This is a genomic window from Curtobacterium sp. PhB136 (assembly GCF_004346855.1).
Taxonomy (GTDB): domain Bacteria; phylum Actinomycetota; class Actinomycetes; order Actinomycetales; family Microbacteriaceae; genus Curtobacterium.
The window spans coordinates 69,288-93,667 of sequence record NZ_SMGH01000011.1 but is presented as its reverse complement, the minus strand read 5'-3'; the positions used below and the strand labels follow the sequence as shown (position 1 = coordinate 93,667).

The 24,380-nt window shown below is 70.4% G+C and carries 26 protein-coding genes; 4 read left to right on the top strand and 22 right to left on the bottom strand.

Translation table 11 applies throughout. The features are described 5' to 3' along the window. Positions 1-26: 26 nt before the first annotated feature. The 4 genes from hisH to EDF27_RS18420 form a co-directional block, all read right to left on the bottom strand. On the bottom strand, positions 27-662 hold the full coding sequence (hisH, locus tag EDF27_RS18435; protein ID WP_132050413.1) for an imidazole glycerol phosphate synthase subunit HisH: 636 nt from the start codon (positions 660-662) through the stop codon (positions 27-29). Then, entirely contained in the window at positions 659-1,261 is a 603-nt protein-coding gene (hisB, locus tag EDF27_RS18430; protein ID WP_123656404.1) for an imidazoleglycerol-phosphate dehydratase HisB, read from the bottom strand. The genes hisH and hisB overlap by 4 nt, the downstream gene beginning before the upstream one ends. Then, positions 1,258-2,364: a histidinol-phosphate transaminase gene (locus EDF27_RS18425; RefSeq protein ID WP_132050411.1), complete on the bottom strand. Its 1,107-nt coding sequence runs from the start codon at positions 2,362-2,364 to the stop codon at positions 1,258-1,260. The genes hisB and EDF27_RS18425 overlap by 4 nt, the downstream gene beginning before the upstream one ends. Before the next feature lie 86 nt (positions 2,365-2,450). Next, positions 2,451-2,870, bottom strand: a complete 420-nt coding sequence (locus EDF27_RS18420) for a hypothetical protein (protein WP_185021636.1) — start codon at positions 2,868-2,870, stop codon at positions 2,451-2,453. 239 nt (positions 2,871-3,109) lie between these two features. Here EDF27_RS18420 and lexA point away from each other — a divergent pair, with 239 nt between their 5' ends. Further along, positions 3,110-3,754, top strand: a complete 645-nt coding sequence (gene lexA / locus EDF27_RS18415; protein ID WP_123656402.1) for a transcriptional repressor LexA — start codon at positions 3,110-3,112, stop codon at positions 3,752-3,754. 169 nt (positions 3,755-3,923) lie between these two features. Here the strand turns inward: lexA and hflX are convergent, their stop codons facing one another. Continuing rightward, positions 3,924-5,456, bottom strand: a complete 1,533-nt coding sequence (gene hflX, locus EDF27_RS18410) for a GTPase HflX (RefSeq protein WP_132050409.1) — start codon at positions 5,454-5,456, stop codon at positions 3,924-3,926. Between the two features lie 61 nt (positions 5,457-5,517). Here hflX and EDF27_RS18405 point away from each other — a divergent pair, with 61 nt between their 5' ends. Further along, positions 5,518-6,132: a methyltransferase gene (locus EDF27_RS18405; RefSeq protein ID WP_123702764.1), complete on the top strand. Its 615-nt coding sequence runs from the start codon at positions 5,518-5,520 to the stop codon at positions 6,130-6,132. 69 nt (positions 6,133-6,201) lie between these two features. Here EDF27_RS18405 and dapF read toward each other — a convergent pair whose 3' ends face one another. From dapF to EDF27_RS18335, 14 genes are all read right to left on the bottom strand, one after another. Next, positions 6,202-7,092, bottom strand: a complete 891-nt coding sequence (gene dapF / locus EDF27_RS18400; RefSeq protein WP_123656399.1) for a diaminopimelate epimerase — start codon at positions 7,090-7,092, stop codon at positions 6,202-6,204. Continuing rightward, positions 7,089-8,066 carry a tRNA (adenosine(37)-N6)-dimethylallyltransferase MiaA gene (gene miaA / locus EDF27_RS18395; RefSeq protein ID WP_185021637.1) on the bottom strand — a complete coding sequence of 326 codons (978 nt, stop codon included), beginning with the start codon at positions 8,064-8,066 and terminating at the stop codon, positions 7,089-7,091. The genes dapF and miaA overlap by 4 nt, the downstream gene beginning before the upstream one ends. Continuing rightward, positions 8,053-9,546 carry a tRNA (N6-isopentenyl adenosine(37)-C2)-methylthiotransferase MiaB gene (gene miaB / locus EDF27_RS18390; RefSeq protein ID WP_132050407.1) on the bottom strand — a complete coding sequence of 498 codons (1,494 nt, stop codon included), beginning with the start codon at positions 9,544-9,546 and terminating at the stop codon, positions 8,053-8,055. The genes miaA and miaB overlap by 14 nt, the downstream gene beginning before the upstream one ends. Before the next feature lie 28 nt (positions 9,547-9,574). After that, the gene (locus EDF27_RS18385) at positions 9,575-10,474 is read right to left on the bottom strand and encodes a regulatory protein RecX (protein ID WP_123702768.1); all 900 of its coding nucleotides are present in this window, start codon (positions 10,472-10,474) and stop codon (positions 9,575-9,577) included. Then, the gene (gene recA / locus EDF27_RS18380) at positions 10,471-11,538 is read right to left on the bottom strand and encodes a recombinase RecA (protein ID WP_123656395.1); all 1,068 of its coding nucleotides are present in this window, start codon (positions 11,536-11,538) and stop codon (positions 10,471-10,473) included. The genes EDF27_RS18385 and recA overlap by 4 nt, the downstream gene beginning before the upstream one ends. Positions 11,539-11,795: 257 nt before the next feature. Continuing rightward, complete coding sequence (locus EDF27_RS18375) at positions 11,796-12,020, bottom strand: DUF3046 domain-containing protein (RefSeq protein ID WP_123656394.1); 225 nt, start codon at positions 12,018-12,020, stop codon at positions 11,796-11,798. A 100-nt stretch (positions 12,021-12,120) separates the two neighbouring features. Next, entirely contained in the window at positions 12,121-12,429 is a 309-nt protein-coding gene (locus tag EDF27_RS18370; protein WP_058725115.1) for a helix-turn-helix transcriptional regulator, read from the bottom strand. A gap of 154 nt (positions 12,430-12,583) precedes the next feature. After that, positions 12,584-13,066, bottom strand: a complete 483-nt coding sequence (locus EDF27_RS18365; protein WP_123703451.1) for a CinA family protein — start codon at positions 13,064-13,066, stop codon at positions 12,584-12,586. A 41-nt stretch (positions 13,067-13,107) separates the two neighbouring features. Continuing rightward, positions 13,108-13,752, bottom strand: a complete 645-nt coding sequence (gene pgsA / locus EDF27_RS18360; protein ID WP_123656393.1) for a CDP-diacylglycerol--glycerol-3-phosphate 3-phosphatidyltransferase — start codon at positions 13,750-13,752, stop codon at positions 13,108-13,110. Beyond that, entirely contained in the window at positions 13,749-16,721 is a 2,973-nt protein-coding gene (locus tag EDF27_RS18355) for a DNA translocase FtsK (RefSeq protein ID WP_123702770.1), read from the bottom strand. Before EDF27_RS18355 ends, pgsA begins: the two co-directional genes overlap by 4 nt. A 152-nt stretch (positions 16,722-16,873) precedes the next feature. Further along, positions 16,874-18,550, bottom strand: a complete 1,677-nt coding sequence (locus tag EDF27_RS18350) for a ribonuclease J (RefSeq protein ID WP_123656391.1) — start codon at positions 18,548-18,550, stop codon at positions 16,874-16,876. A gap of 48 nt (positions 18,551-18,598) precedes the next feature. After that, positions 18,599-19,576, bottom strand: a complete 978-nt coding sequence (dapA, locus tag EDF27_RS18345; protein ID WP_132050405.1) for a 4-hydroxy-tetrahydrodipicolinate synthase — start codon at positions 19,574-19,576, stop codon at positions 18,599-18,601. A gap of 114 nt (positions 19,577-19,690) precedes the next feature. Further along, positions 19,691-20,215, bottom strand: coding sequence for a dihydrofolate reductase (locus EDF27_RS18340; RefSeq protein ID WP_132050403.1), 525 nt, complete (start codon positions 20,213-20,215; stop codon positions 19,691-19,693). Then, positions 20,215-21,045, bottom strand: a complete 831-nt coding sequence (locus EDF27_RS18335) for a thymidylate synthase (protein ID WP_132050401.1) — start codon at positions 21,043-21,045, stop codon at positions 20,215-20,217. The genes EDF27_RS18340 and EDF27_RS18335 overlap by 1 nt, the downstream gene beginning before the upstream one ends. 102 nt (positions 21,046-21,147) lie before the next feature. On the opposite strand from EDF27_RS18335, the gene EDF27_RS18330 reads away from it, so the two are divergent. After that, entirely contained in the window at positions 21,148-22,059 is a 912-nt protein-coding gene (locus tag EDF27_RS18330) for a TIGR01777 family oxidoreductase (RefSeq protein ID WP_132050399.1), read from the top strand. On the opposite strand, the gene EDF27_RS18325 is transcribed toward EDF27_RS18330, so the two are convergent. Together EDF27_RS18325 and dapB are read right to left on the bottom strand one after the other, a co-directional pair. Continuing rightward, positions 22,056-22,463 (bottom strand): tetratricopeptide repeat protein, encoded by a 408-nt coding sequence (locus EDF27_RS18325; protein WP_123703455.1) that lies wholly within the window; start codon positions 22,461-22,463, stop codon positions 22,056-22,058. The two genes, EDF27_RS18330 and EDF27_RS18325, sit on opposite strands and share 4 nt — an antisense overlap. A gap of 38 nt (positions 22,464-22,501) precedes the next feature. Further along, a complete protein-coding gene (gene dapB / locus EDF27_RS18320; protein ID WP_132050397.1) occupies positions 22,502-23,248 on the bottom strand; it encodes a 4-hydroxy-tetrahydrodipicolinate reductase in 747 nt (248 codons plus the stop codon). Between the two features lie 23 nt (positions 23,249-23,271). On the opposite strand from dapB, the gene EDF27_RS18315 reads away from it, so the two are divergent. Beyond that, complete coding sequence (locus tag EDF27_RS18315) at positions 23,272-23,775, top strand: GNAT family N-acetyltransferase (protein WP_123702778.1); 504 nt, start codon at positions 23,272-23,274, stop codon at positions 23,773-23,775. Here the strand turns inward: EDF27_RS18315 and EDF27_RS18310 are convergent. Then, a complete protein-coding gene (locus EDF27_RS18310) occupies positions 23,772-24,374 on the bottom strand; it encodes a histidine phosphatase family protein (RefSeq protein WP_123653899.1) in 603 nt (200 codons plus the stop codon). The genes EDF27_RS18315 and EDF27_RS18310 overlap by 4 nt on opposite strands. Positions 24,375-24,380 lie beyond the last annotated feature (6 nt).

Below are 24,380 nucleotides of genomic sequence, written 5' to 3'. Positions count from 1 at the left end.
ATCGGTCGGGAGGCTCGGTGCGGGTCTCAGAGAGACCGCACCCAGTTGCGGAGCAGCTGGATGCCGGGCTCCCCGGACTTCTCCGGGTGGAACTGGGTCGCGGTCAGCGGTCCGTTCTCCACGGCCGCGATGAAGCGCTGCCCGTGCTCCGCCCAGGTGAGCTTCGGCGCGCGGAACGGGCCGTACGCCTCGAGTGGGAAGTCCGTGACGCCGTAGGAGTGCACGAAGTAGAACCGCTCGTCGCGGAGGCCGTCGAAGAGCACCGAGTCATCGGGGGCGTCGATCGTGTTCCACCCCATGTGCGGCAGCACCTCGGCCTGCAGCTGCTCGACCGTGCCCGGCCACTGCGCGAGGCCCTCGACGTCGGCACCGCGTTCGACCCCGCGGGAGAACAGGACCTGCATGCCGACGCAGATGCCGAGCACCGGACGGCCGCCGGCGAGCCGGTGGTCGACGATCTCGCCGCCCTGCACCCCCTCGAGCTGGTCGATCACGGCGGCGAACGCGCCGACGCCGGGGACCAGGAGACCGTCCGCTTCGAGGGCGGCCCGCTTGTCGGAGGTCAGGGTGACGTCGGCGCCGGCGCGCTCGAGGGCCTTCGCCGCCGAGTGCACGTTCCCCGACCCGTAGTCGAGGACGACGACGTTCGGCTTCGTGCTCACAGTGCGCCCTTCGTGGAGGGGATGCCGTCGACGCGTGGGTCGAGCTCAACCGCGCGGCGCATCGCCCGCGCGAACGCCTTGAACTCGGCTTCCGCGATGTGGTGCGGGTCCCGTCCGCCGAGCACGCGGACGTGCACGGTGATGCCGGCGTTGAACGTGATGGCCTCGAACACGTGACGCACCATCGAGCCGGTGAAGTGGCCACCGATGCGGTGGAACTCGAAGCCCTCGGGTTCCCCGGTGTGCACCAGGTACGGGCGCCCGGAGACGTCCACCACGGCCTGGGCGAGCGCTTCGTCGAGCGGGACGAGCGCGTCGCCGTAGCGGCCGATGCCGGCGCGGTCGCCGAGCGCTGCCTTCAGTGCCTGCCCGAGCACGATGCCGGTGTCCTCGACGGTGTGGTGCACGTCGATGTCGGTGTCACCGGTCGACTCCACCCGGAGGTCGATGAGCGAGTGCTTGCTGAACGCGGTCAGCATGTGGTCGAAGAACGGGACGCTCGTCGAGATGTCGGACTTGCCGGTGCCGTCGAGGTCGAGCGACAGGGACACGCTCGATTCGCTCGTCGAACGGGTGATCTCGGCGGTGCGCGCGGTCATGCTCCCAGCCTAACCGGCGGCTGTTCCCGGGCGACGCGGCGCATGGCGTCGAGGAAGGCCGTCGTCTCCGCCTCCGTCCCGGCACTCACGCGGAGGTGGTTCGGGATCCCGAGGTCGCGCACGATGACGTCCTGCTCGAGGAGCGACTCGAACGCCGCGGCGGAGTTCGCGACACCGCCGAAGAGGACGAAGTTCGACCAGGTCTCGTGCGGGGAGTACCCCATGTCACGGAGCTCGCGCACCATGCGGTCACGCTGGCCCCGGATGTCGTCGACCATCGCGAGCATCTCCGGCGCGTGCCGGAGCGCCGCGACCGCAGCGACCTGGGTCAGCACCGACAGGTGGTACGGCAGGCGGACGAGGCGGAGCGCGTCGACCACCGCCGGGTGCGCCGCCATGTAGCCGACGCGGGCTCCTGCAAACGCGAACGCCTTGCTCATCGTGCGGGACACCACGAGCCGTTCACGACCGGGCAGCAGGGTCAGCGCCGTCGGCTGTCCGGGGGGCATGAACTCCGCGTACGCCTCGTCGACCATCACGATGCCGTCGGTGGCGTCGTAGACAGCCGCGATCGTCGCGAGTTCGAGGGGCGTCCCCGTGGGGTTGTTCGGTCCGCAGAGGAACACCACGTCCGGCTGGTGTTCGCGCACGGCAGCCACGGCGGTCTCCGGGGAGATCCGGAACTCCGCGTCGCGCTCGGCAGCGATCCAGCGTGTCCCGGTGCCCGAGGCGATGATCGAGTGCATCGAGTACGTGGGCGGGAAGCCGAGCACGCTGCGGCCCGGACCGCCGAAGGCCTGGAGGAGCTGCTGGATGACCTCGTTCGAGCCGTTGGCCGCCCAGATCTGCGCAGAGGTCAGGTCGTGCCCGAGGTACCCCGCGAGTGATTCACGCAGCTCCGTGAACTCGCGGTCCGGGTAGCGGTTGACCGAGGCGAGCGCCTGCCGGATCGAGGACACGATGTCGTCCGCGACGTCCTGCGGGACCGGATGCGTGTTCTCGTTGACGTTGAGCTGCACGCTGACGTGCTTCTGCGGGGCGCCATAGGGGCTCTGACCGCGGAGGTCGTCTCGGATCGGGAGGTCTTCGAGCGTGAATGCCACCGATCCATCGTAGAGCGGAGCGCCTCCACGATGACCGGCCGTCCGGACGGTCCTGCCGGTCCTGACGGTCGGGTCCTTCTTGCGCGCTACTTCGCGTCCGCGTACTTGGCCGGGATCGCGATCTGCTCCCCCGCCTGCACCCCGGAGCCGTCGAGCGCGTTGAGGCTCACGACGTCCTGGATGAAGTCACGCGGGTCGGCGTTCGGCGCAGTCTGTTCGGCGAGCTGCCAGAGCGTCTCACCGGGCTCGATCGTCACCGTCTGGAAGTGCACGTTCGCCGCGGTGTTGCCGGCCGAGGCCTGGCCACCGTTCAGCGCGAACAGGCCGACGATCAGCAGCAGCGGGATCGCGGCCAGCGTCGTGAAGACCACACGGCCACGGCGGGTCAGGCGGAGCCGCGTGCGAACAGTCCCGCCCTGCACGGTGCCGCCCTGCACGGAGCTGCGCTGCACGGAACCGCGCTGCGAGGTGCTGCGCTGCATGTCTGCGAGTGCGATGGTGCTCATGTCGTGGTGCCTTCCTGCTCAGGTGAACCGAAGCGATGTACCGAACATACGTTCGAACGGACGGCCGCACAAGTCCCCTGGAGAGATTTCCGGGGAGTTTTCGTGCGACACGCTCGAACAGGTGTTTGTCCGGCGTCATGCGGTCGGATACTGTTTCGACTGACTGGGACAAGTCTCACGGGGACCACCGACATTCCCCGATCGGCAGTCCAAGGGTCGCGACGAGAAGGCGAGACGACGTGCCGGACGAACTGCGGGGACAGAAACCGCTGACCGCGAAGCAGCAGGCGATCCTGGACGCGATCCGCGCCTCCATCGCGAGCCGCGGCTACCCGCCGAGCATGCGCGAGATCGGCGATGCGGCCGGCCTCTCGTCGCTGTCGAGCGTCTCGCACCAGCTCGGGCAGCTCGAACTGGGCGGCTGGATCCGCCGTGACCCGAACCGTCCCCGTGCCCTCGAGGTCCTGGTCGACGAGCCCTCAGCGGCCGCCGACGGTCCCGACGTCGATGCCACCACCCTCGTGCCACTGGTCGGCCGGATCGCCGCGGGTGTCCCGATCACCGCCGAGCAGCACGTCGACGAGATCATCCCGCTGCCCCGCCAGCTCGTCGGCTCCGGCGACCTCTTCATGCTCAAGGTCGTCGGCGAGTCGATGATCGACGCCGCGATCTGCGACGGCGACTGGGTCGTCGTGCGGTCGCAGCAGACCGCCGAGAACGGTGACGTCGTCGCCGCCATGCTCGACGAGGAAGCGACGGTCAAGGTGTTCCGCCAGCGGGACGGTCACACCTGGCTGCTCCCCCGCAACACCGCGTTCGAGCCGATCCTCGGCGACGCCGCGACCGTGCTCGGCAAGGTCGTGGCGGTCCTCCGCTCCCTCTGACCTCTGCGCGGAGCCGCTCGATCGACGCCGCACAACCAAAGCCGGTCCGAACCACGTGGGTACGTGGTTCGGACCGGCTTTCGTTGTGCGACTGCGGACGGAACTGCGCACCCAGCCGGGGTTCCTGGCGGACGCCAGCCGGGCCTCCCGGCCGGGTCGGGACCGGACCCTAGGCGGACGGAACCGGTGCGGCGGGCGTGACCACGTACGGGTCGAGCTCCGCGACCTGCCGCTGGAAGACCTTCACCCGGAGGCGCGTGCCGGACTCGACGTAGTCCACCGTCTCGACCGATCCGGTGTCGTGCAGCTGGGAGACCAGGTCCCCGCGGTCGTACGGCACCACCACGGTGAGCGAGACGTCCGGCTCGGGGAGCCGGTCCTCGATCGCTGCGAGCAGGTCGCCGATGCCCTCGCCGGTCCGCGCCGACACGAAGACGGCGTCCGGGGCGAGACCCACCAGCACCAGCCGCTGGGCCTCGTCGATGAGGTCCGCCTTGTTGAACGCGACGATCTCGGGGATGTCCCGGGCACCGACGTCGCCGATCACCTCGCGCACGGTCGCGAGCTGCGCGGCCGGGTCCGGGTGGGAGCCGTCGACGACGTGCACGATGACGTCCGCCTCGCCCACTTCCTCGAGCGTCGAGCGGAAGGCCTCGACGAGCTGGTGCGGCAGGTTCCGGACTAAGCCGACGGTGTCGACGAACGTGAACTCGCGGCCCTTCGTGCTCTCCGTCCGGCGGACGGTCGCGTCGAGGGTGGCGAACAGCTGGTTCTGCACGAGCACGCCTGCGCTCGTCAGACGGTTCAGCAACGAGGACTTGCCGGCGTTCGTGTAGCCGGCGATCGCGACGCTCGGGACCTCGTTGCGGTGCCGGTCGGCACGCTTGGCCTCTCGAGCGGGTCGGAATCCGGCGATCTGGCGGCGCAGCTTCGACATCCGGGTGTGAATGCGGCGGCGGTCCAGCTCGATCTTCGTCTCACCGGGACCACGCGAACCCATGCCCGCACCGCCCGAGACCTGACCACCGGCCTGGCGGGACATCGACTCACCCCAACCGCGGAGTCGCGGGAGGAGGTACTCGAGCTGCGCGAGTTCGACCTGCGCCTTGCCCTCACGCGACTTGGCGTGCTGGCTGAAGATGTCGAGGATCACCGCGGTGCGGTCGATCACCTTGACCTTCACGACGTCCTCGAGCGCACGGCGCTGCGAGGGCGCGAGCTCGGTGTCCGCGATCACCGTGTCGGCGCCGGTCGCCTTGACGACCATCGCGAGTTCCTCGGCCTTGCCCTTGCCGAGGTAGGTGGAGGGATCCGGGTGCGGCCGGCGCTGCAGGAGCCCGTCGAGGACCACGGCGCCCGCGGTCTCGGCGAGGGCCGACAGTTCACGGAGGGAGTTCTCGGCGTCGGCGGCGTCGCCCTGGGCGTACACGCCGATCAGGACGACCTGCTCGAGCCGGAGTTGCCGGTACTCGACCTCGGTGACGTCCTCGAGTTCGGTGGAGAGACCGGCGACCCGTCGGAGCGCCGCACGGTCCTCCCGGTCGTACTGGTCGCCGTCGCCGGCCCAGCCCTGCTCGTCGACCGAGCGGGTCTGGATCGCTTGTGCCGGCGCGAAGATGGACGAGCTGGCTCGCGAGTCGGCGTTGCGCAGCACGCGCTCGACGACGCCGTCGCCTTCAGCTTGGTTGTGGGTATCCGTCATGCTGTCCACAGGGTACCTCCGCAGCCCGCAGGACACACGGGGTTCCCGGTACGGTTCTTCCATGGCGAACGACCACTACTTCTCGGCCACCCCGGAGAGTCAGGCGCGACCGCGTCAGATCGCCGTGACCCTGGCGGGGCGTTCGCTGTCGCTGACCACGGCGGCGGGGGTGTTCAGCCCGGACGGGCTCGACCGGGGCACCCGGGTCCTGCTGAACTCGGTGCCGCCGCCCGCGCACGACGGGGCGCTGCTCGACGTCGGCTGCGGCTGGGGTCCGATCGCGATCACCATGGCGATCCACTCGCCGGACGCGCAGGTCTGGGGCGTCGACGTGAACGAGCGGGTGCTCGACCTCGCGCGACGCAACGCGTCCACCGCCGGGGCGACGAACGTCTCCATCGCCTTGCCCACCGACGTCCCCGCGGGGCTCCGGTTCCGGACGATCTGGTCGAACCCGCCGATCCGGGTCGGCAAGGACGAGCTCCACGACATCCTGATGACCTGGCTCCCCCGGCTCGAAGTGTCCGGCGACGCCTGGCTCGTCGTCTCGAAGGATCTCGGCGGCGACTCCCTGCAGCGCTGGCTCCACGACACGCTCGGGCCGTCGTTCCACGTCACGCGGGCGACGACGGACAAGGGCTTCCGCGTGCTGCGGGTGCACCGCACGGCGGAGTAGCGCGCGGCGGGCGCGCGCACCGCGCACGCATCGCCGCACAGAGCGGCGCGCCCCGCGCCCCCGCGCGCGTCAGACCGTCAGGTCGCCCGAGAACACCAGGTCGGCCGGGCCCGCCAGCGCGACGTGCTCCCCGTCCTCCGCCGCGAACATCCGCACGGTGAGCACACCACCGGGAACGCGCACGCGCCAGGTGTCCGGCGCCGCCGACCCCGCCCAGTGCCGGGTGGCCAGCGCCGCGGCGACCGCCCCGGTCCCGCACGACAGGGTCTCGCCGCTGCCGCGTTCGTGCACGCGCATCGTGATCTGCCCGACGCCGTCCTGCACCAGCGGATCCCCCGGCAGCACGAACTCGACGTTCGCCCCCGCGGAGGGTGCCGGGTCGAGCACCGGCACGTAGGTGAGGTCCACGTCGGCGAGCTCGTCCTCGGTCGCGACGGCGACGACCACGTGCGGGTTGCCGACGTCGATGCCGAGCCCGGGCCGCGCGGTGTCGAGGTTCTTCGCGCGCACCATCACGTCGTCGGACCCGCGGCCGTCGATGCCGAGGCCCCAGCGGCCGAGGTCGGCGGAGAACCCGTTCGCCTGCCGCTGGATGTCGACGATGCCCTTGCGGCTGCCGACCGACAGGGTCTCGCCCGGTGCGAGGTCGACGAGCCCGGATTCGGTGAGGTACCGGGCGAACACCCGGATGCCGTTGCCGCACATCTCGGCGACCGTGCCGTCGGCGTTGTGGTAGTCCATGAACCAGGTCGCGTCGGGGTCTTCCGCGACGATGGCCTGCCCTTCCGGGATCGCGTCCGAGCGGACGGCGCGGATCACGCCGTCGGCCCCGACACCGAAGCGCCGGTCGGCGATCGCGCGGATCCGGTCGGGGGTCATCTCGACCGTGGCGTCGGGGTCGGCGAACAGGACGAAGTCGTTGCCGGTCCCCTGGCCCTTGGTGAAGTGCAGCTCGGTCACGGGACGATCCTACGGGCCAGCGCCGTGAGCCCGTCGCGGTCGGCGCCGGTCACGTCGAGGTCATCGGCCTCGGCGTACCGCTTGAACCACGAGACCTGTCGTCTGGCGTACTTCCGTGTCGCGATGCCGGTCGCCTCGACGGCTTCGGCGACGGTCGAGGATCCCCGCAGCACTTCGAGCGCCTGCGAGTACCCGATCGCCGCTCGCGCCGTCCGGCCCTGTTCGAGTCCGACGTCGCGGAGCCCGGCGACCTCGTCCACGAGCCCGTCGGCGAACATCCGCTCGGCGCGGGCGTGCAGCGCGGTCACGAGTTGCTCGCGATCACGACGCAGGTGCAGCACCCGGGCTGGTCGCCACGCGCGGGGCGCGGACGGGAGGCTCGTGGTGACCTGGTCCGATCGGCTCGCGATCTCCACGGCGCGGATCAGCCGCCGCGGGTTGCGTGCGTCGATGGTGTCGGCTGCCGCGGGGTCGAGTTCTCGGAGGCGTGCGAGGAGGACGCTCGGCCCGTGTTCCGCGTGCTCGCGCTCGAGCTCGGCGCGGAGCTCGGGGTCGGTCCCGGGGAAGTCGAGCTCGTACAGGACGGAGGACACGTACAGTCCGCTCCCGCCCACGAGCACGGCCACGCCACCGTCGTCGGCGATGTCGGCGATCACCGCGCGGGCGCCGCGCTGGTACGCGGCGACGCTCGCCTCGTCGGTGACGTCGAGCACGTCGAGCTGGTGGTGCGGGATGCCGTGCCGTTCGGTGACCGGGACCTTCGCGGTGCCGATGTCCATGCCGCGGTAGAACTGCATCGCGTCGGCGTTCACGATCTCGGCGCGACGACCCTGCTCGCGGTGCCGGTCGGCGATGGCGATGGCGAGGTCGGACTTCCCGGTGCCGGTGGCCCCGACGACGGCGATCAGCCCGGCCGAACCGGGGTCCGCGAACGTCCCAGGCGCATCCGCGCCGACGTCCTCAGCGGCCGACACGGAGCGTCGGCAGGCCGAGCGAGACCGGCTTCGGCCCGTCGCTCGGCGAGGAAGGCGTGGGAACGCCGCAGGATTCGGCCTGCGCACGGTCCCAGGCTTCCCCGGCGCGGGTCCGTCGGATCCGGAGCGGCGCGTCGGTGTCCGCGATCAGGAAGTGCGGCGCCGCGCGGGTGATCTCGACGGTGACGACGTCGCCGGGGCGCGGGACGTCGGACCCGGCCGGGACCGAGAAGTGCACGAGCCGGGAGTCCTCCGCGCGACCGGACAGCCGGTGCGTGGTGTCGTCCTTCCGGCCTTCCCCGGTCGCGACCAGCACCTCCACGGTGCGGCCGACCTGGTTCGCGTGTTCCTCGGCGGTGATGCGGTCCTGCAGGGCGACGAGTCGCTCGTACCGGTCCTGGACGACCGCCTTCGGGAGCTGGTCGTCCATCGTCGCAGCAGGCGTCCCCGGGCGGATCGAGTACTGGAACGTGAACGCCGAAGCGAACCGGGCCTGCTCGACGACGCGCATGGTGTCCTCGAAGTCGTCCTCGGTCTCGCCGGGGAACCCGACGATGATGTCGGTGGAGATCGCCGCGTTCGGGATCTTCGCGCGCACCCGGTCGAGGATCCCGAGGAACCGCTCGCTCCGGTAGCTGCGACGCATCGCCTTGAGGACCCGGTCCGACCCGGACTGCAGCGGCATGTGCAGTTGCGGCATCACGTTCGGGGTCTCCGCCATGGCGTCGATGACGTCGTCGGTGAAGGCTGCCGGGTGCGGGCTGGTGAAGCGGACCCGCTCGAGCCCCTCGATCTGGCCAGCGGCGCGGAGCAGCTTGCCGAACGCCTGACGGTCGCCGAACTCGACGCCGTAGGAGTTCACGTTCTGCCCGAGCAGGGTGACCTCGATCGCACCGTCGTCGACGAGCGCCTGGATCTCGGCGAGGACGTCCCCGGGGCGTCGGTCCTTCTCCTTGCCGCGGAGCGAGGGCACGATGCAGAACGTGCAGGTGTTGTTGCAGCCGACCGAGATCGACACCCAGCCGCTGTGGGTCGAGTCGCGCTTGGTCGGGAGGGTCGAGGGGAAGACGTCGAGCGACTCGAGGATCTCGAGCTGCGCCTCACCGTTGTGCCGGGCGCGTTCGAGCAGCGTCGGCAGCGACCCCATGTTGTGCGTCCCGAAGACGACATCGACCCACGGCGCCTTCTCGAGGATGACGTTCTTGTCCTTCTGCGCCAGGCAGCCGCCGACCGCGATCTGCATGCCGGGGTGCTCGCGCTTGATGCCGGCGAGCTGCCCGAGGTTGCCGTAGAGCCGGTTGTCCGCGTTCTCCCGCACGGCACAGGTGTTGATCACGACGACGTCGGCCTGCGCACCGTCGGCAGCGACGTACCCGGCCGCCTGCAACGACCCGCTCAGGCGCTCGGAGTCGTGCACGTTCATCTGGCACCCGTAGGTGTGGACTTCGTAGGTGCGGGGGCGCGCTGCGACGGTGGCCATGGTCGTCCCAGTGTAAATCGCGGGGCGACTACTCGAAGCGCACGGGCCCACGCGGCCCGCCGGAGCGCGGACCGGCCCCACGCCCACCGCCGTCGAGCGCACGCTCCACCGCGATCCGGACGATGCCGCCGTTGTAGCCCTTGCGCATCAGGAACCCGGACAGGCGCCGCTCCGCAGTCGCACGGTCGAGCCCGCGGAGCTGCCCGGCACGCTTCACCGCGAGGTCGATCGCCCGGACGAACTCGTCGTCATCGTCGTCCGTCGCTGCGTCGAGCGCGGCGTCGATCGCCGTCTGGTCGATGCCGCGACGACGGAGTTCCGCGACGACCCCCTGCTTGCCGAGGCCCTTGCGGTCGTGCAGCCGGTCCACGAGATCGGTCGCGAGGGCGACGTCGTCGAGCAACCCCACGCGGGTCAGGCGGTCGATCTCGTGCTCGACGACGTCCGGGTCGAGGTCGTTCTTCGTCAGGGTCGTGCGGAGCTCGGATGTACTGACGCCCTTGCGTCCGAGCGCCCGCATGCTGAGGCGTTCGGCATCAGCGCGCTGTTCGTCGAGGGGACGGGGGGCGTCAGCGGGGTCTATCTCGTCCCCGCCGACGATCGAGAACACCGACGCGGTGCTGGCATCGGCACCAGAGTCCTCAGCGTCGTACCCGGCCATCTCGGCCCGGGCACTCCGCCCGGAACCGTCGCCGACGACGGGCGACACCCAGTCGGCCTGAGCGCGGGGGCCACGCAGCGGCAGTGGCACCGGGGTGTCCGCGTCCGCGCCCTCGTCGAGCATCGACGACGGGGGCATGCGCACGTCGCCGTCGCCGCCGTCGTCACCGGCGGTGGGTTCGGGCTCCGGAGTTGCACGACGGCGGGTCCTCGCACCGAACAGGTCGGTGACCGGTGCGAGGTCCGCTTCGTCGTCGCGGGTGGTCACGCGCCCTTGCGTGCAGCGAGCTTGGGCTCGATGGACTCGACCGGAGCGGCGTCCGCATCGGCCTTGGCCCCACCGATGCCGAGCTTGGCGAGGATCTTGCCTTCGATCTCGGCGGCGATCTCCGGGTTCTGGATCAGGAAGGAACGCGAGTTCTCCTTGCCCTGCCCGAGCTGGTCGCCGTCGTAGGTGTACCAGGCGCCCGACTTCTTGACGATGCCGTGGTCGACACCGAAGTCGAGCAGCGAGCCTTCCCGCGAGATGCCCGTGCCGTACAGGATGTCGAACTCGGCCTGCTTGAAGGGCGGCGCCATCTTGTTCTTGACGACCTTGACGCGGGTGCGGTTGCCCACCGCGTCGGTGCCGCTCTTGAGGGTCTCGATGCGACGGATGTCGAGACGGACCGAGGCGTAGAACTTGAGCGCCTTACCGCCGGAGGTGGTCTCCGGGGAGCCGAAGAACACCCCGATCTTCTCGCGCAGCTGGTTGATGAAGATCATCGTGGTCTGGGTCTGGTTCAGCCCACCGGCCAGCTTGCGGAGCGCCTGCGACATGAGGCGTGCCTGCAGACCGACGTGGGAGTCACCCATCTCGCCTTCGATCTCGGCGCGGGGCACGAGCGCCGCGACGGAGTCGATGACGATGAGGTCGATGGAGCCGGAGCGGACGAGCATGTCCGCGATCTCCAGTGCCTGCTCGGCGGTGTCCGGCTGGGACACGAGGAGGGCGTCGATGTCGACACCGAGCTTCTTCGCGTACTCCGGGTCGAGCGCGTGCTCCGCGTCGATGAAGGCCGCGATGCCACCGTTGCGCTGGGCGTTCGCGATGGCGTGGATCGTCAGCGTGGTCTTGCCCGAGGACTCCGGGCCGTAGATCTCGATGATGCGGCCGCGCGGGAGTCCACCGATCCCGAGCGCGACGTCGAGGGCGACGGAACCGGTCGGGATCGTGGCGACCGGGGCGCGCTCGTCGGAGCCGAGGCGCATGACAGCACCCTTGCCGAACTGCCGGTCGATCTGCGCGAGTGCGGTCTCGAGGGACTTCTCGCGGTCTGCTGGTGATGGCATGGTGTGCTTCCTTCGTGCTCGATGTCTGCCGCCTGTAGGCTGTCTGATCCCCGGGGGCCGATGGTGCAAGGCCCCTGGTTCTCGGACAAGGCTTCGGGCGTTCCCGATGACTCGAACCTAGGGCGGGCCACCGACATCACTGCCGGTCACCGCGCTGCCTGTGGACGAACTCGTCGTTCTGCGCCGCTGTGGAGGAAGCTACCACCCGTCGAACACGTGTTCGAGCGACACGCCGAACAGGTGTTCGGAGAATCCGGTCAGTCCCGGGGCTCCAACAGTCCCTTGCCGTGGCGACGGTCCTGCGGCACGTCCTGGGAGTCGCAGAGCGCGTCCCAGACCTTGCGGGTGTCGATCCCGGCGGCGATCGCATCGGCGGCGGAACGGCCCCCGAGCTCCTCGAGCACGACGTCGCGGGCGACGACCGCACCGTAGGCCTCACCGAAGACCTGGTCGACGGCTCGCCAGAACTCACTCACGCGCATCCCACCAGCCTAAACGCGGAGCCCGGCGAACGAGCACGGCCCGCAACGAGCGAACGCCCCCGCCGGCGAACCGGCGAGGGCGTTCGTGGTGCAGTGCGGGTCAGCGCACCGCGAGGTCGTTGTCGAACTCGGCGACGAGTTCGTCCGGGAGCGTGTCCGGGACCGGGGTGAGTCCTTCCACGACGGCGAGGCGGTCGCCCACTTCGCGCATGATCGTGGAGATGGGGGTGTCCAACGCATCCGCAACGGAAGCGAGGATCTCCGAGCTGGCTTCTTTCTGCCCACGCTCGACTTCACTGAGGTACCCGAGAGCAACACTGGCCTTGGACGCGACCTGACGGAGGGTCCGGCCCTTCTGCAAGCGGAAGTCCCGCAGAACGTCGCCGATTTCCTGACGAACGAGAACCATGAGAACTCCTCCTCTCTGTCGTCTCCAAAGCCCGATGGGTCGGGATGACCGTCACGGGTTCAGCAACAGTAGCGTTGCCGGTTGCAGCATGCTAGCCACCTGGGCTGCCGTCCTGCTGGAGATTGCGTGAGATGTAACCCAGCGGTAACGCGGGCTATTCCCCGGTCGCCAGCTCGTCGAGCAGCCGTACCAGGAGTTCGGAGACGGAGGCCCGACGGATTGCCTCGCGGTCGCCCTCGAGGTGCAGTTCGACCGCCCGTGATCCGGACGCGGACGCGATCCCGACGAACACGGTCCCGACGGGCTTGCCGTCCTGCGGGTCGGGTCCGGCCACCCCGGTCGTCGAGATCCCCCACGTGGCGGGCACGCCGTCCACCGCCAGGGCGGTACGCACCCCTTCCGCCATCTGCGTGGCGACGTCCGGGTCGACGGCCCCGCGTTCCGCGAGCAGGGACGAGGAGACCCCGAGGACGGACGCCTTGATCGGCGTCGCGTACGCCACCACCCCACCGCGCACCACAGCGCTCGCGCCCGGCACCTCGACGAGTTCGGATACGACGAGGCCGCCGGTGAGCGACTCGGCGACCGCCACGGTCTCCCCGCGGACGGTCAGTTCCGCGATCAGCCTCGGCGCGATCCGGACAGGAGGCTCGGCGTGCGACACGTCGGAGGCTCCGTTCACGCGGCGGTCCGGTTGTGCTTCCACGCCTGCCAGAGGTAGTCCAGGCCGCTCAGGACGGTGGCGATGAACGCCGCGGTCATCAGGATGCCGTTGGTCCAGTGCGCGAAGTCGCCGGCGAAGTTCCACCACGGGAAGAGCGCGAGCGTGATCGCGACGGCCTGCAGCACGGTCTTGATCTTGCCGCCGCGGCTGGCCGGGATGACGCGGTCGGACAGCACCGCGAACCGGAACACCGTGATGCCGATCTCCCGCACCATGATCAGGACGGTCACGTACCAGGGCAGTTCGCCGAGGATCGAGAGCGCCACCAGGGCACCACCGATGAGCACCTTGTCGGCGATCGGGTCGACGAGCTTGCCGAAGTCCGTGACGAGGTCCTGCCGACGCGCGATGATGCCGTCCGCGCTGTCGGTGACGATCGCCACGACGAAGATCACCGCCGCCCAGATCCGGACGGGGCCGTCGTGGCCGGCGTCCGACAGGAGCAGCACGAAGAACAGCGGCGCCATCAGGATGCGGATGACGGTGATGATGTTCGCGACGTTCGCCGTCGACGCGGGACCCGGACCCTTGCGGATCAGCCGTCCGCGCCACGGGAACCGCTTCGTGTTGGTGCCTTCCGAGGCGGTCATCGTGTTCACTCCCTGCCGGTGAGGCCCCAGGCGTCCTCGTCCGGTTCGTCCTCGACTTCATCGTACCCGCGGGTCATCTCCCCCACCGGGTCGGCACCGTAGCGGTCCCCGCCGTCCGACGGGCCTGCTGTGGCCGGGCCGGCGGCCGGGGCTGCCGGAGCGGCGGGCGCGGGGGGCTCTTCGCCGCGGAGCTTCGCGAGCACCGACGGCAGCTGATCGGTCGTGACGAGCACGTCGCGGGCCTTGGAGCCCTCGGACGGACCGACGATGTCGCGGGACTCCATCAGGTCCATCAGGCGTCCGGCCTTCGCGAACCCGACGCGGAGCTTCCGCTGCAGCATCGACGTCGAGCCGAACTGGGTCGACACGACCTGCTCGACGGCGGCGAGCAGCAGCTCGAGGTCGTCGCCGATGTCCGCGTCGATCTCCTTGCGCTCGACCACCGCGGCGACGTCCTGCCGGTACTCGGGCTGGGCCTGCCGGGTGACGTGCTGGACGACCTCCGCGACCTCGCTCTCCTGCACCCAGGCACCCTGGACGCGCACGGCCTTCGAGGAGCCCATCGGCAGGAAGAGCCCGTCGCCCTGCCCGATCAGCTTGTCGGCGCCCGGCTGGTCGAGGATGACCCGGGAGTCGGTGACGCTCGTGACGGCGAACGCGATCCGCGACGGGACGTTGGCCTTGATCAGACCCGTGATGACGTCGACCGACGGGCGCTGCGTCGCGAGGACCAGGTGGATGCCGGCGGCGCGGGCGAGCTGGGTGATGCGGACGATCGACTCCTCGACGTCGCGCGGGGCGACGAGCATGAGGTCGGCGAGCTCGTCCACCACGACCAGCAGGTACGGGTACGGCTTGAGCTTCCGTTCGCTGCCCGCCGGCAGCACGATCTCGTTGTTCTCGATCGCCTTGTTGAAGTCGTCGACGTGCCGGAACCCGAACGACGCGAGGTCGTCGTACCGCATGTCCATCTCCTTCACGACCCACTGCAGCGCTTCCGCCGCCTTCTTCGGGTTCGTGATGATGGGGGTGATCAGGTGCGGGACACCGGCGTAGATCGAGAGCTCGACGCGCTTCGGGTCGACGAGGACCATGCGGACCTCGGACGGCTTCGCACGCATCAGCAGCGACGTGATCATCGAGTTGATGAACACCGACTTGCCGGAACCGGTGGAGCCGGCGACGAGCAGGTGCGGCATCTTCGCGAGGTTCGCGACGACGAAGCCGCCCTCGACGTCCTTGCCGACGCCGATGGTCATCGGGTGCTTGGACTTCCGCGCCGCGTTCGAGCGGAGGACGTCGCCGAGGGAGACGATCTCACGGTCCGTGTTCGGGATCTCGACGCCGATGGCGCTCTTGCCCGGGATCGGGGAGAGGATCCGGACCTCGTTCGAGGCGACCGCGTACGACAGGTTCTTCGAGAGTGCCGTGACGCGCTCGACCTTGACACCCGGGCCGAGTTCGATCTCGTAGCGCGTCACTGTCGGGCCACGCGAGAAGCCGGTGACCTTCGCGTCGACCTTGAACTCGGTGAGCACGCCGGTGATCGCCGCGACGATGTCGTCGTTCGCCTGGCTGCGCGCGACGGATGGGGTCCCCGAGCTCAGCGTGGTGGCCGCGGGGAGGCGGTACGGGCGGGAGGGGTCGTCCGCAGCGCCTGCCGCGGGGAGGTCGTCGGGTTCGTCCGCCGCGCCCGTCACGTCGTCCACGGGGTCGGCCGGGAGGCTCGGGGAGACGACCGCAGGGACGCCACCACTCGGACGGATCACCGCGGTCGCGTCGTCCGGCACCGGCGCGCCGAAGTCGCGGAGGGCCTGCTCGGCGCGCTCGAGGTCGGCCGCGACCTCGGTCTCAGCGGAGCCGCCGAGACCCGCAGCGTCGTCGAGGCCTGCAGAGCCGCCGAGACCCGTGGAGTCGTTGAGGTTCACCGATGCCGGTTCGGCCGGCGTGTGGTCGATCAGCCCGGCCGCCGCCCCAGCGTTCGGGGACGGTGCCGCGGACGGAGCGCCGGCGTTCGCCGCCGGGATGACGGGGCTGTCGTACGCGGGGTCTTCTTCGCGCCCGGACTTGTTCCGGCGCCACCAGGGGATGTTGCCTTCCGCGGCACCTTCCGCCGGTTCGTCCCCGTCCTCGCCGAAGCCGAGGTCCTCGAACAGCTGCAGGCCCTGCGAGTCGGTCTTGTTGGCGCGCTTCCGCGACGGCTTCGTGGCGGCGGGTGCTGCCGTGTCCGGCTCCGGCTCGGCCGCGGGTGCCGGGGCGCCGAACAGGTACGCGTAGAGCTCGTGCAGCCGACGACCGACCTTGTTCGGCGGGGTCTTCGTGATGATGAAGAGCGAGAGCACCAGGAGCACGATCGCGACCGGGACGGCGATCCACGCGGTCGCGACGGCCACCAGCCAGCCGATGACGACCCAGCCGATCACGCCGCCGGCAGCGGCGAGGGCCGGCATGCCGTCCGAGGCGCTCGGCTGCCCGCCGAAGACGTGGCAGAGCGAGGAGATCGAGACGAGGAGGAGTCCCAGCCCGATCCCGATCCGGGTGTTGTCGTGCACGGACGCCGGGTGCCGGAACAGCCAGCCGGCGAACACGACCATGATCACCGGGAGCGCGAACGCCAACCGGCCGAACAGTCCGCCGAACGTGTACGCGTCGAGCGCGATCGAGACGGCGTTCGTCGGGTTCAGCCACTCCACCACGGCGCCGGCGATCGCCAGCACGAACAGGAAGAACGGGAAGCCGTCGCGGCGCTGGTCCTTCTCGAGGGACTCCTTGCCGAGGAGCCGGAACATCGCGCCGACGCCGTGCGCCATCGCGAGCCAGGCGGTGACCAGCGGGTTCTGCCCGCTGAACTCCACCGCGGGGGCTGCCTGCGGGAGCTTCTTCGTGGTGGCCTGGGTGCGCGACGAAGGACGCGACCCGCTTCCGCGGGACGACGAGGACGCGCGCGAGCGCGTGGTCGACTTGGTGCCTCCGGCCATGGGCAGAACCCTAACGCCACCTGGGGACGTTCCCGGGGAGGCGCGCACGGCTGTGGACAACGGCAGGAGGCCCGCCGCACGTCCGAGACGGACGTGGGACGGGCCTCCAGGCCGACAGCCGACAGCCGACAGCCGACAGCAGCAGCCGAGCGCTACGCCTCGATGATCACCGGGACGATCATCGGGCGACGACGGTGCTTCGTGTTGACCCACCGGCCGACGGTCCGACGGACCACCTGGCTGAACGCGTGCTGGTCCCGCGTGCCGTTGCCGGCCGCGTCGGCCAGCGCACGCGCGATCTGCGGGCGGACGTCGTCGAAGACGGAATCGTCCTCGGCGAAGCCGCGCGACTGGATCTCCGGGCCGATCACGCACTGGCCGGTGGCGAAGTCCACGGCGCAGAAGACGGAGATGAAGCCCTCTTCGGCGAGGACGCGGCGGTCCTTGAGGTCGGCGTCGGTGATCTCGCCGACGGTCGACCCGTCGACGTAGACGTACCCGATGTCGAGCTGCCCGGCGACGTTCACGACGCCGTCCTTCAGGTCGACGACGATGCCGTCCTGCCCGAGGATGACGTTACGCGGCGGCACCCCGGTCTGGATCGCGAGGTCCGCGTTGGCGTACAGGTGGCGGTGCTCGCCGTGCACGGGCAGGACGTTCCGCGGCCGCAGGATGTTGTAGCAGTAGAGGAGCTCGCCGGCGGAGGCGTGTCCGGAGACGTGCACCTTCGCGTTGCCCTTGTGCACGACCTTCGCGCCGAGCTTGGTGAGCCCGTCGATCACGCGGTACACGGCGTTCTCGTTGCCCGGGATGAGGCTCGACGCCAGGATGACCGTGTCGCCCTCGCCGATCTCGATCTGGTGCTCGAGGTTCGCCATGCGCGCCAGGACGGCCATCGGCTCGCCCTGGGACCCGGTCGACATGTAGACGATCTGGTCGTCCGGGACGTTCTTGGCCTTCTTCGTGTCGATGAGCACGTTCTCCGGCACGCGGAGGTACCCGAGGTCGGCGGCGATCGTCATGTTGCGGATCATCGAGCGGCCCATGAACGCGACCTTGCGGTTCGCGGCGGCCGCGGCGTCGAGGACCTGCTGCACGCGGTGCACGTGCGAGGAGAAGCTCGCGACGACGACCTTCTTGCGGGCGCGCATGATGATGTTCTCGAGCACGGGTCCGATGTCGCGCTCGGGGGCGGTGAAGCCCGGCACGTCGGCGTTCGTGGAGTCCGGCAGGAACAGGTCGACACCGGCTTCACCGAGGCGCGCGAAGGCGCGGAGGTCGGTGATGCGGTCGTCGAGCGGGAGCTGGTCCATCTTGAAGTCGCCCGTGTGCAGCACACGACCGGCGGGGGTCGTGATGGCGACGGCGAGGGCGTCCGGGATGGAGTGGTTCACCGCGACGAACTCGAGGTGGAACGGGCCGAGCTGCTCGGTCTGGTCCTCGGCGACGACCAGCGTGTACGGCTTGATCCGGTGTTCCTTGAGCTTCGCCTCGACGAGGGCCAGGGTCAGCGTGGAGCCGATCAGCGGGATGTCGTCGCGGAGCTTCAGCAGGTAGGGGACGGCGCCGATGTGGTCCTCGTGGCCGTGCGTGAGCACGACGCCGAGGACGTCGTCGAGGCGGTCCCGGATCGGCGCGAAGTCCGGCAGGATCAGGTCGACGCCCGGCTGGTGCTCTTCGGGGAAGAGGACGCCGGCGTCGACGATGAGGAGCTTGCCCTCGTACTCGTAGACGGTCATGTTGCGACCGATCTCGCCGAGGCCACCGATCGGGATGACGCGGAGGGTGCCCGGCTCGAGGGGCTGGGGTTCGGAGACTTGCGTGGGCATTCGGTCCTGACTGCTTCGGCGGCGCGCGATCCCGCGCGCCGCGGTCGATCAACGGGTGGTGCCTGGCACCTTCGGAAGCGCACCGCCGGCGGCCGCGTTGCGGTCCGGGCGGAAGTTGGAGAAGTCGGCGCCGGGGATCCCGTGCACCGCTTCGAGGGAGGTCTCGATGGCGTACGCCTCGGAGTCCTCCGGGCCGACGAGCGGCAGACGGACGCGCGGGCTGCCGATGCGGCCGAGCCCGTGCAGGATGTACTTCGCCGCGACGGTGCCGGGCACGTGGGTCATCACGGCGCGCACGAGCGGCTCGATGCGCTGGTGCTCGCGGGTGGCCGTGGCGAGGTCCCCGACGTTCACGGCGTCGATGATCGTGCGGTACGGCGTGCTGGTGATGTTGGCCGTCACGCCGATGAGCCCGGTGGCGCCGATCGAGAGGTGCGGGAGCACGTTGGTGTCGTCGCCGGAGAAGTACATCAGGTCGGTGTTGTTCAGCACGCGGGACACCTCGGCGAAGTCGCCCTTCGCGTCCTTCACGGCGAGGATGTTCGGGTGGTGCGAGGCCCGCACGATGGTCTCGTACGTGATCGGGATGCCGGTACGGCCGGGGATGTCGTAGAGGATCACCGGCAGGTCGGTGGCGTCGGCGATCATCCGGAAGTGCGTCAGCACGCCCGACTGCGTCGGCTTGTTGTAGTACGGCGTGACGATCATCACACCGTCGGCGCCGGCCTTCTCGCTCTGCTTGTAGAGGTGGATCGCGTGCGCGGTCTCGTTCGAGCCACCGCCCGTGATGATCTTCGCGCGGCCGCCGGCGACGGACTTGCCGACCTCGACCAGGCGGAGCTTCTCCGGGTCGGTGAGCGTCGAGGTCTCACCCGTGGTGCCGGTGACGACGATGCCGTCGGCGCCGGCGGTGATGCAGTCGTCGATGTGCTGCTCGACGCCGGGCCAGTCCACTTCGCCGTCAGCGGTGAACGGGGTCACGAGGGCGACGAGGACCTGACCGAAGGGATTCTCACGCGGGGACACGGGCACCAGCGTACCGGGGATGCGGACCGGTTCGGCCGTCCGGATGGACGGTGGTCGGACGGGAGGCCCGGTGCGGCCCCGTCACGCCGGTGGCGACCGGCGTGCGGGCGCGTCTCAGGCGCGGCGTCGCCACTCGACGAAGCGGTAGCGGACGCCGCCGTTGCGGGACTCCTGCCAGGCGCCGTCGTCGACGACCTGCCAGGTGTCGGTCTGGTCGCCGATCGCCGGCGCGGTCGTGTCGCCGGGGACGTCCGTGTCGATCACGGTCTCGGACACCCGGTCCGCGAACGGCAGCGCGGCCGCGTAGACCTGGCCACCGCCGATGATCCACACGGGTTCGTCGGTGTCGAGCGCCGTCGCCAGGTCGTGCACGACCTCGGCGCCCTCGGCCGTCCACGACTCGTCACGGGTCAGGACGACGTTGCGGCGGCCGGGCAGGGGTCGGAAGCGCGGCGGGAGCGAGTCCCAGGTGCGCCGACCCATCACGACGGTGCCGGAGCCGGTGACCTGCCGGAAGTGCGCCAGGTCTTCCGGGACGTGCCACGGCATCCCGCCGTCCGCGCCGATGACCCCGCCGGTCGACCGCGCCCAGACCATCCCGACTCCGCGGATGGGTTCCGACCAGGGTTCGGTCGGCATCAGACGGCGACCGCGCCCTTGATCGCCGGGTGGTGGTGGTACCCGACGACCTCGAAGTCCTCGTACACGTAGTCGTCGATGGAGTCGCGCGGCGCGATCTCCAGCGTCGGCGGCGCGTACGGCGTGCGGGAGAGCTGCTCCTCGACCTGCGCGACGTGGTTGTCGTAGATGTGGCAGTCACCGCCGGTCCAGACGAAGTCGCCGACCTCGAGCCCGGTCTGCGCCGCGATCATGTGCGTCAGGAGCGCGTACGAGGCGATGTTGAACGGGACGCCGAGGAACATGTCCGCGCTCCGCTGGTAGAGCTGGCACGAGAGCTTGCCGTCGTTGACGAAGAACTGGAAGAACGCGTGACACGGGGCGAGCGCCATGTCCGGGATGTCCGCGACGTTCCACGCCGAGACGATCAGCCGGCGGGAGTCCGGGTTCGACTTGATCTGCTCGATCACCTGGGCGATCTGGTCGACGTGCTCCCCCGAGGGCGTCGGCCATGAGCGCCACTGCACGCCGTACACCGGACCGAGGTCGCCGGACTCGTCAGCCCACTCGTTCCAGATCCGGACGCCGTGCTCCTGCAGCCAGGTGGCGTTGCCGTCGCCGCGGAGGAACCAGAGGAGTTCGTACGCGATCGACTTGAAGTGCACGCGCTTCGTGGTGATGAGCGGGAAGCCCTCGGACAGGTCGTAGCGGAGCTGCGCGCCGAAGACACTGCGGGTGCCGGTCCCGGTGCGGTCGCCCTTCGGAGCACCCTCGGTGAGGACGCGGCGGAGCAGGTCTTCGTACGGGGTGGCAACGGTGGCGTCGGGCTGGACGGTCGCAGTGTCGGTCACGGCAGAAGCCTAAACGGGACCACCCACACTGGCGAGCCGACCTGCGCGGCGTACCCCGGGCCTCCAGTCCGGATGCGTACCGTTGCTGCCAAGGAGGCCCACATGGCGGAACAGCCGCTCTCGATCCTGGTGGCCGGCGCGTCCGGCTTCATCGGGACCCCCCTGGTGCGCGCGCTGCGCGACGCCGGGCACCACGTCTCGACCCTGGTGCGGCGCGAACCGCACTCCCCCACCGAGTTCCGCTGGGCGCCGGGCAGCCGCCCGCTCGACCCGGCCGTGCTCGACGGCGCGGACGTCGTGATCAACCTCGCCGGTGCGAACATCGGCAAGCTGCCGTGGACCGACTCCTCCAAGCAGGAGATCGAGCGCTCCCGCATCGACGCGACCGACACCCTGGTCGAGGCCATGCGGCACGCGAGCACCCCGCCGCGACTGTTCCTCTCCGGCTCCGCGTCCGGCGTCTACGGCGACCGTCCGTCGGACGTGTTGCAGGACGACGCCGCAGCGGGGTCCGGGTTCCTCGCCGAGGTCTGCACCGCGTGGGAAGCAGCGGCGAACCAGGCGCCGGACGGGGTGCGCGTCGTGACCCTGCGCACCGGGATCGTCATCGGGCAGGGCGGCGGCGCGCTGGCTCCGCTCATCCCGCTCACGAAGTTCGGCCTCGGCGGTCGGCTCGGCACCGGCGGACAGCACTGGCCGTGGATCGCGCTCGAGGACGAGGTGGGGGCGATCGTGCACCTCGCGACCGCACCGGGTGCCACGGAGGTCACCGGACCGGTGAACCTCGCGGGACCGGAGCCCGCCGTCGCCGACCGCATCACGAAGCGCGTCGCCGAGGACCTGCACCGGCCGTACGTGTTCCGGATCCCGGAGTTCGCGCTGAAGACGCTGCTGCGGGAGGCCGCTGACGAGATGCTCCTGTCGAGTCAGCAGATGGTGCCGACGAAGCTCCTGGAGTCCGGGTACACGTTCCGGTACACACGCGCCGAGGACGCGGTCGACGCGGTCTTCTAGCGCGCGTGCGTCAGCGCGGTCCGCATCGCCGCCCGGGCCCGCTTCCGGTCCCCCGCGGCGTCGTAGACGACCCCGAGCCGGAACCACGCGCGCCAGTCGTCCGGCGCCGCCTCGACCGCGGCCTTGTACTGCGGGAACAGCTCGTCCGCGGCGGCCCGGTCCGGCCGCCCCGACGGACGGACGGGGACGACGTCACCGGGTGTGCCGCCTTCGCGTTCGAGCCGGGCACCGAGACGCGTGATCCGCAGCCCGAACCGGAACTCGAGCACGAGCAGCAGTGCCCCGATGACCGCGATCACGAACAGCGCGACACCGATGGCGATGCCGATCGCCAGACCCGTGGCGATGAAGGCGACGGCGCGCTGGCCGACGAGCACGATGTACAGCGCGAGCAGCACCGTCATCAGGGCTGCGCCCCAGAACGGCGAGCGGATCCCCACGGTCAGCCGATGCCGAGCACGGAGCCGAGCCCGACGGTGATGCCGCGGAGGTCGACGACCGCGGACAGTGCGGCGCGGATGCCCGGCGCGTAGGCGATGTCGTCGTTGGTGTCGTGCCGGATCGTCAGCGTCTCCCCCGGGCCACTCAGCACCACGTCCTGCACGGCCTTCACGCCGGGCAGTCGCAGCGAGTGGATCGGCACGCTCGCGACCTGCTGCCCACGGGCGCGCTGGTCGACGTGCGGGGCGTCGACGGGGCCGACGACCCGGCGCGCCTCGGAGATGAGCTCCGCAGTGCGCACCGCGGTGCCGGACGGGGAGTCGATCTTGCCGGCGTGGTGCGTCTCGATGATCTCGATCGCCGGGAACCACGGCGCGGCGATCGTGGCCAGGTGCGTGCCGAGGACGGATCCGATCGAGAAGTTCGGGACGACGAAGGCCCCCTGCTCCGGCCGTTCCGCGAGCGCGGTCCTGAGCGATGCCAACCGACTCGCCGACCAGCCGGAGGTGCCGACCAGCACGTTCGCGCCGCTCTCCAGCGCGTTCGAGACGATCGCCGGGCTGAGCGCCGGGACCGTCACGTCGACGACGACCGCGGCACCGTTGAACACCGACGGACCGGCTTCGTGCGCGCCGTCCTTCGACGACAGGCTCGCGACGAGCTCGAAGCCCGGCAGTTCCTCGACCACGGCGGCGACGAGGCCCCCGAGTCGACCGGTGGCGCCGACGACGGCGACGGGAGTGACCATGCGCTCCATCCTAGGATCGACGCATGACCATCGATCGCACCCCGGTCACCGTGCGCACCGTCCCGGCGGACCTGCCCGAGGTCGATGCGCTCCTCGACGCCTACCTCGACGAGCGCGAGGCGACGTTCCCGAGCGCGCAGGGGACGTACTCCCGGAAGCGCACGCCGGCGGTGGAGTTCACGCCGCCGCGGGGGGTGTTCGTCGTGGCGTACGACCCGGACGGCGTCCCGATCGGCTGCGGCGGACTCCGGCGCATCACGGACGACGGCGACGACGTCCGGTTCGAGGTCAAGCACGTGTTCGTCTCGCCGGCGGGCCGCGGCCGCGGGGTCGCGACGGCGGTCATGGACGAACTCGAACGCGCGGGTGCCGCACTCGGGGCGACGGCGATCGTGCTCGACACGAACGACTCCCTCGTCGCGGCCGGCGCGATGTACCGCAGCCGCGGCTACGCCCGCGTCGACCCCTTCAACGACAACCCGAACGCGACCGCCTGGTACCGCAGACCCGTCGGGCAGCGTCCCTAGACCGGCTGGGCGACCGGCAGCCCCGTCCGCAGCTCGACCGGCAGGTGCGCCGTGTCGTTGAGCGTCACGAGCTCGGCGGGCTTCGCGGACCGGATCCGGATCACCGTCAGCGCCGTGTGTGCGACGTTCGTGCCCATCCAGCGCCACTCCGGCGCCTGGAAGACCTCTCGCACGAACCACCCGATCACGGCGTTGTGCGTGATGATCAGGTCGTGCCGGTCCTGCATGGCCGGGGTGAACCACTCCGCGACGGCGTCGCCCATCTGGGCCTGCCCGGCGATGATCTCCTCCTCGGTGATCCCGCCGTAGAACTTCTTGTACGCGGTCGGCATGTCCGGGGTGGGACCGGACGGGATGCAGTCGAAGAGCAGCGTCGACGGCTCCGGCTGGATCGCCGGCAGTCGCTGCGCCAGGAACGACGCGGTCTCGGTCGGCGCGTCGAGCGGCGAGTGGTAGACGCCGTCGAAGGGCACCCCGCCGAGCCGGTCGGCGATGAGCATGGACTGCCGCTTGCCGCGCTCGGACAGCTTGCCGTCGCGGAGGCCGTGCTCAGCGTCCTGGTGCTCGCCGTGGCGCACGAGGTAGAGGTAGTGCGACATCTCCCG

Excerpts from the sequence above, each read along its gene's own strand:
- EDF27_RS18375 (WP_123656394.1), bottom strand. The coding sequence starts at position 12,020 with ATGCGCGTGAGTGAGTTCTGGCGAGCCGTCGACCAGGTCTTCGGTGAG.
- EDF27_RS18340 (WP_132050403.1), bottom strand. The coding sequence starts at position 20,215 with ATGCCGACCGAACCCTGGTCGGAACCCATCCGCGGAGTCGGGATGGTC.
- miaB (WP_132050407.1), bottom strand. The coding sequence starts at position 9,546 with ATGGCCACCGTCGCAGCGCGCCCCCGCACCTACGAAGTCCACACCTAC.
- EDF27_RS18420 (WP_185021636.1), bottom strand. The coding sequence starts at position 2,870 with ATGAGCACCATCGCACTCGCAGACATGCAGCGCAGCACCTCGCAGCGC.
- EDF27_RS18330 (WP_132050399.1), top strand. The coding sequence starts at position 21,148 with ATGGCGGAACAGCCGCTCTCGATCCTGGTGGCCGGCGCGTCCGGCTTC.
- EDF27_RS18405 (WP_123702764.1), top strand. The coding sequence starts at position 5,518 with ATGGCGAACGACCACTACTTCTCGGCCACCCCGGAGAGTCAGGCGCGA.
- EDF27_RS18370 (WP_058725115.1), bottom strand. The coding sequence starts at position 12,429 with ATGGTTCTCGTTCGTCAGGAAATCGGCGACGTTCTGCGGGACTTCCGC.
- hisB (WP_123656404.1), bottom strand. The coding sequence starts at position 1,261 with ATGACCGCGCGCACCGCCGAGATCACCCGTTCGACGAGCGAATCGAGC.
- EDF27_RS18315 (WP_123702778.1), top strand. The coding sequence starts at position 23,272 with ATGACCATCGATCGCACCCCGGTCACCGTGCGCACCGTCCCGGCGGAC.
- EDF27_RS18350 (WP_123656391.1), bottom strand. The coding sequence starts at position 18,550 with ATGCCCACGCAAGTCTCCGAACCCCAGCCCCTCGAGCCGGGCACCCTC.
- dapB (WP_132050397.1), bottom strand. The coding sequence starts at position 23,248 with ATGGTCACTCCCGTCGCCGTCGTCGGCGCCACCGGTCGACTCGGGGGC.
- EDF27_RS18325 (WP_123703455.1), bottom strand. The coding sequence starts at position 22,463 with ATGACGGTGCTGCTCGCGCTGTACATCGTGCTCGTCGGCCAGCGCGCC.
- EDF27_RS18310 (WP_123653899.1), bottom strand. The coding sequence starts at position 24,374 with ATGTCGCACTACCTCTACCTCGTGCGCCACGGCGAGCACCAGGACGCT.
- EDF27_RS18355 (WP_123702770.1), bottom strand. The coding sequence starts at position 16,721 with ATGGCCGGAGGCACCAAGTCGACCACGCGCTCGCGCGCGTCCTCGTCG.
- hflX (WP_132050409.1), bottom strand. The coding sequence starts at position 5,456 with ATGACGGATACCCACAACCAAGCTGAAGGCGACGGCGTCGTCGAGCGC.
- recA (WP_123656395.1), bottom strand. The coding sequence starts at position 11,538 with ATGCCATCACCAGCAGACCGCGAGAAGTCCCTCGAGACCGCACTCGCG.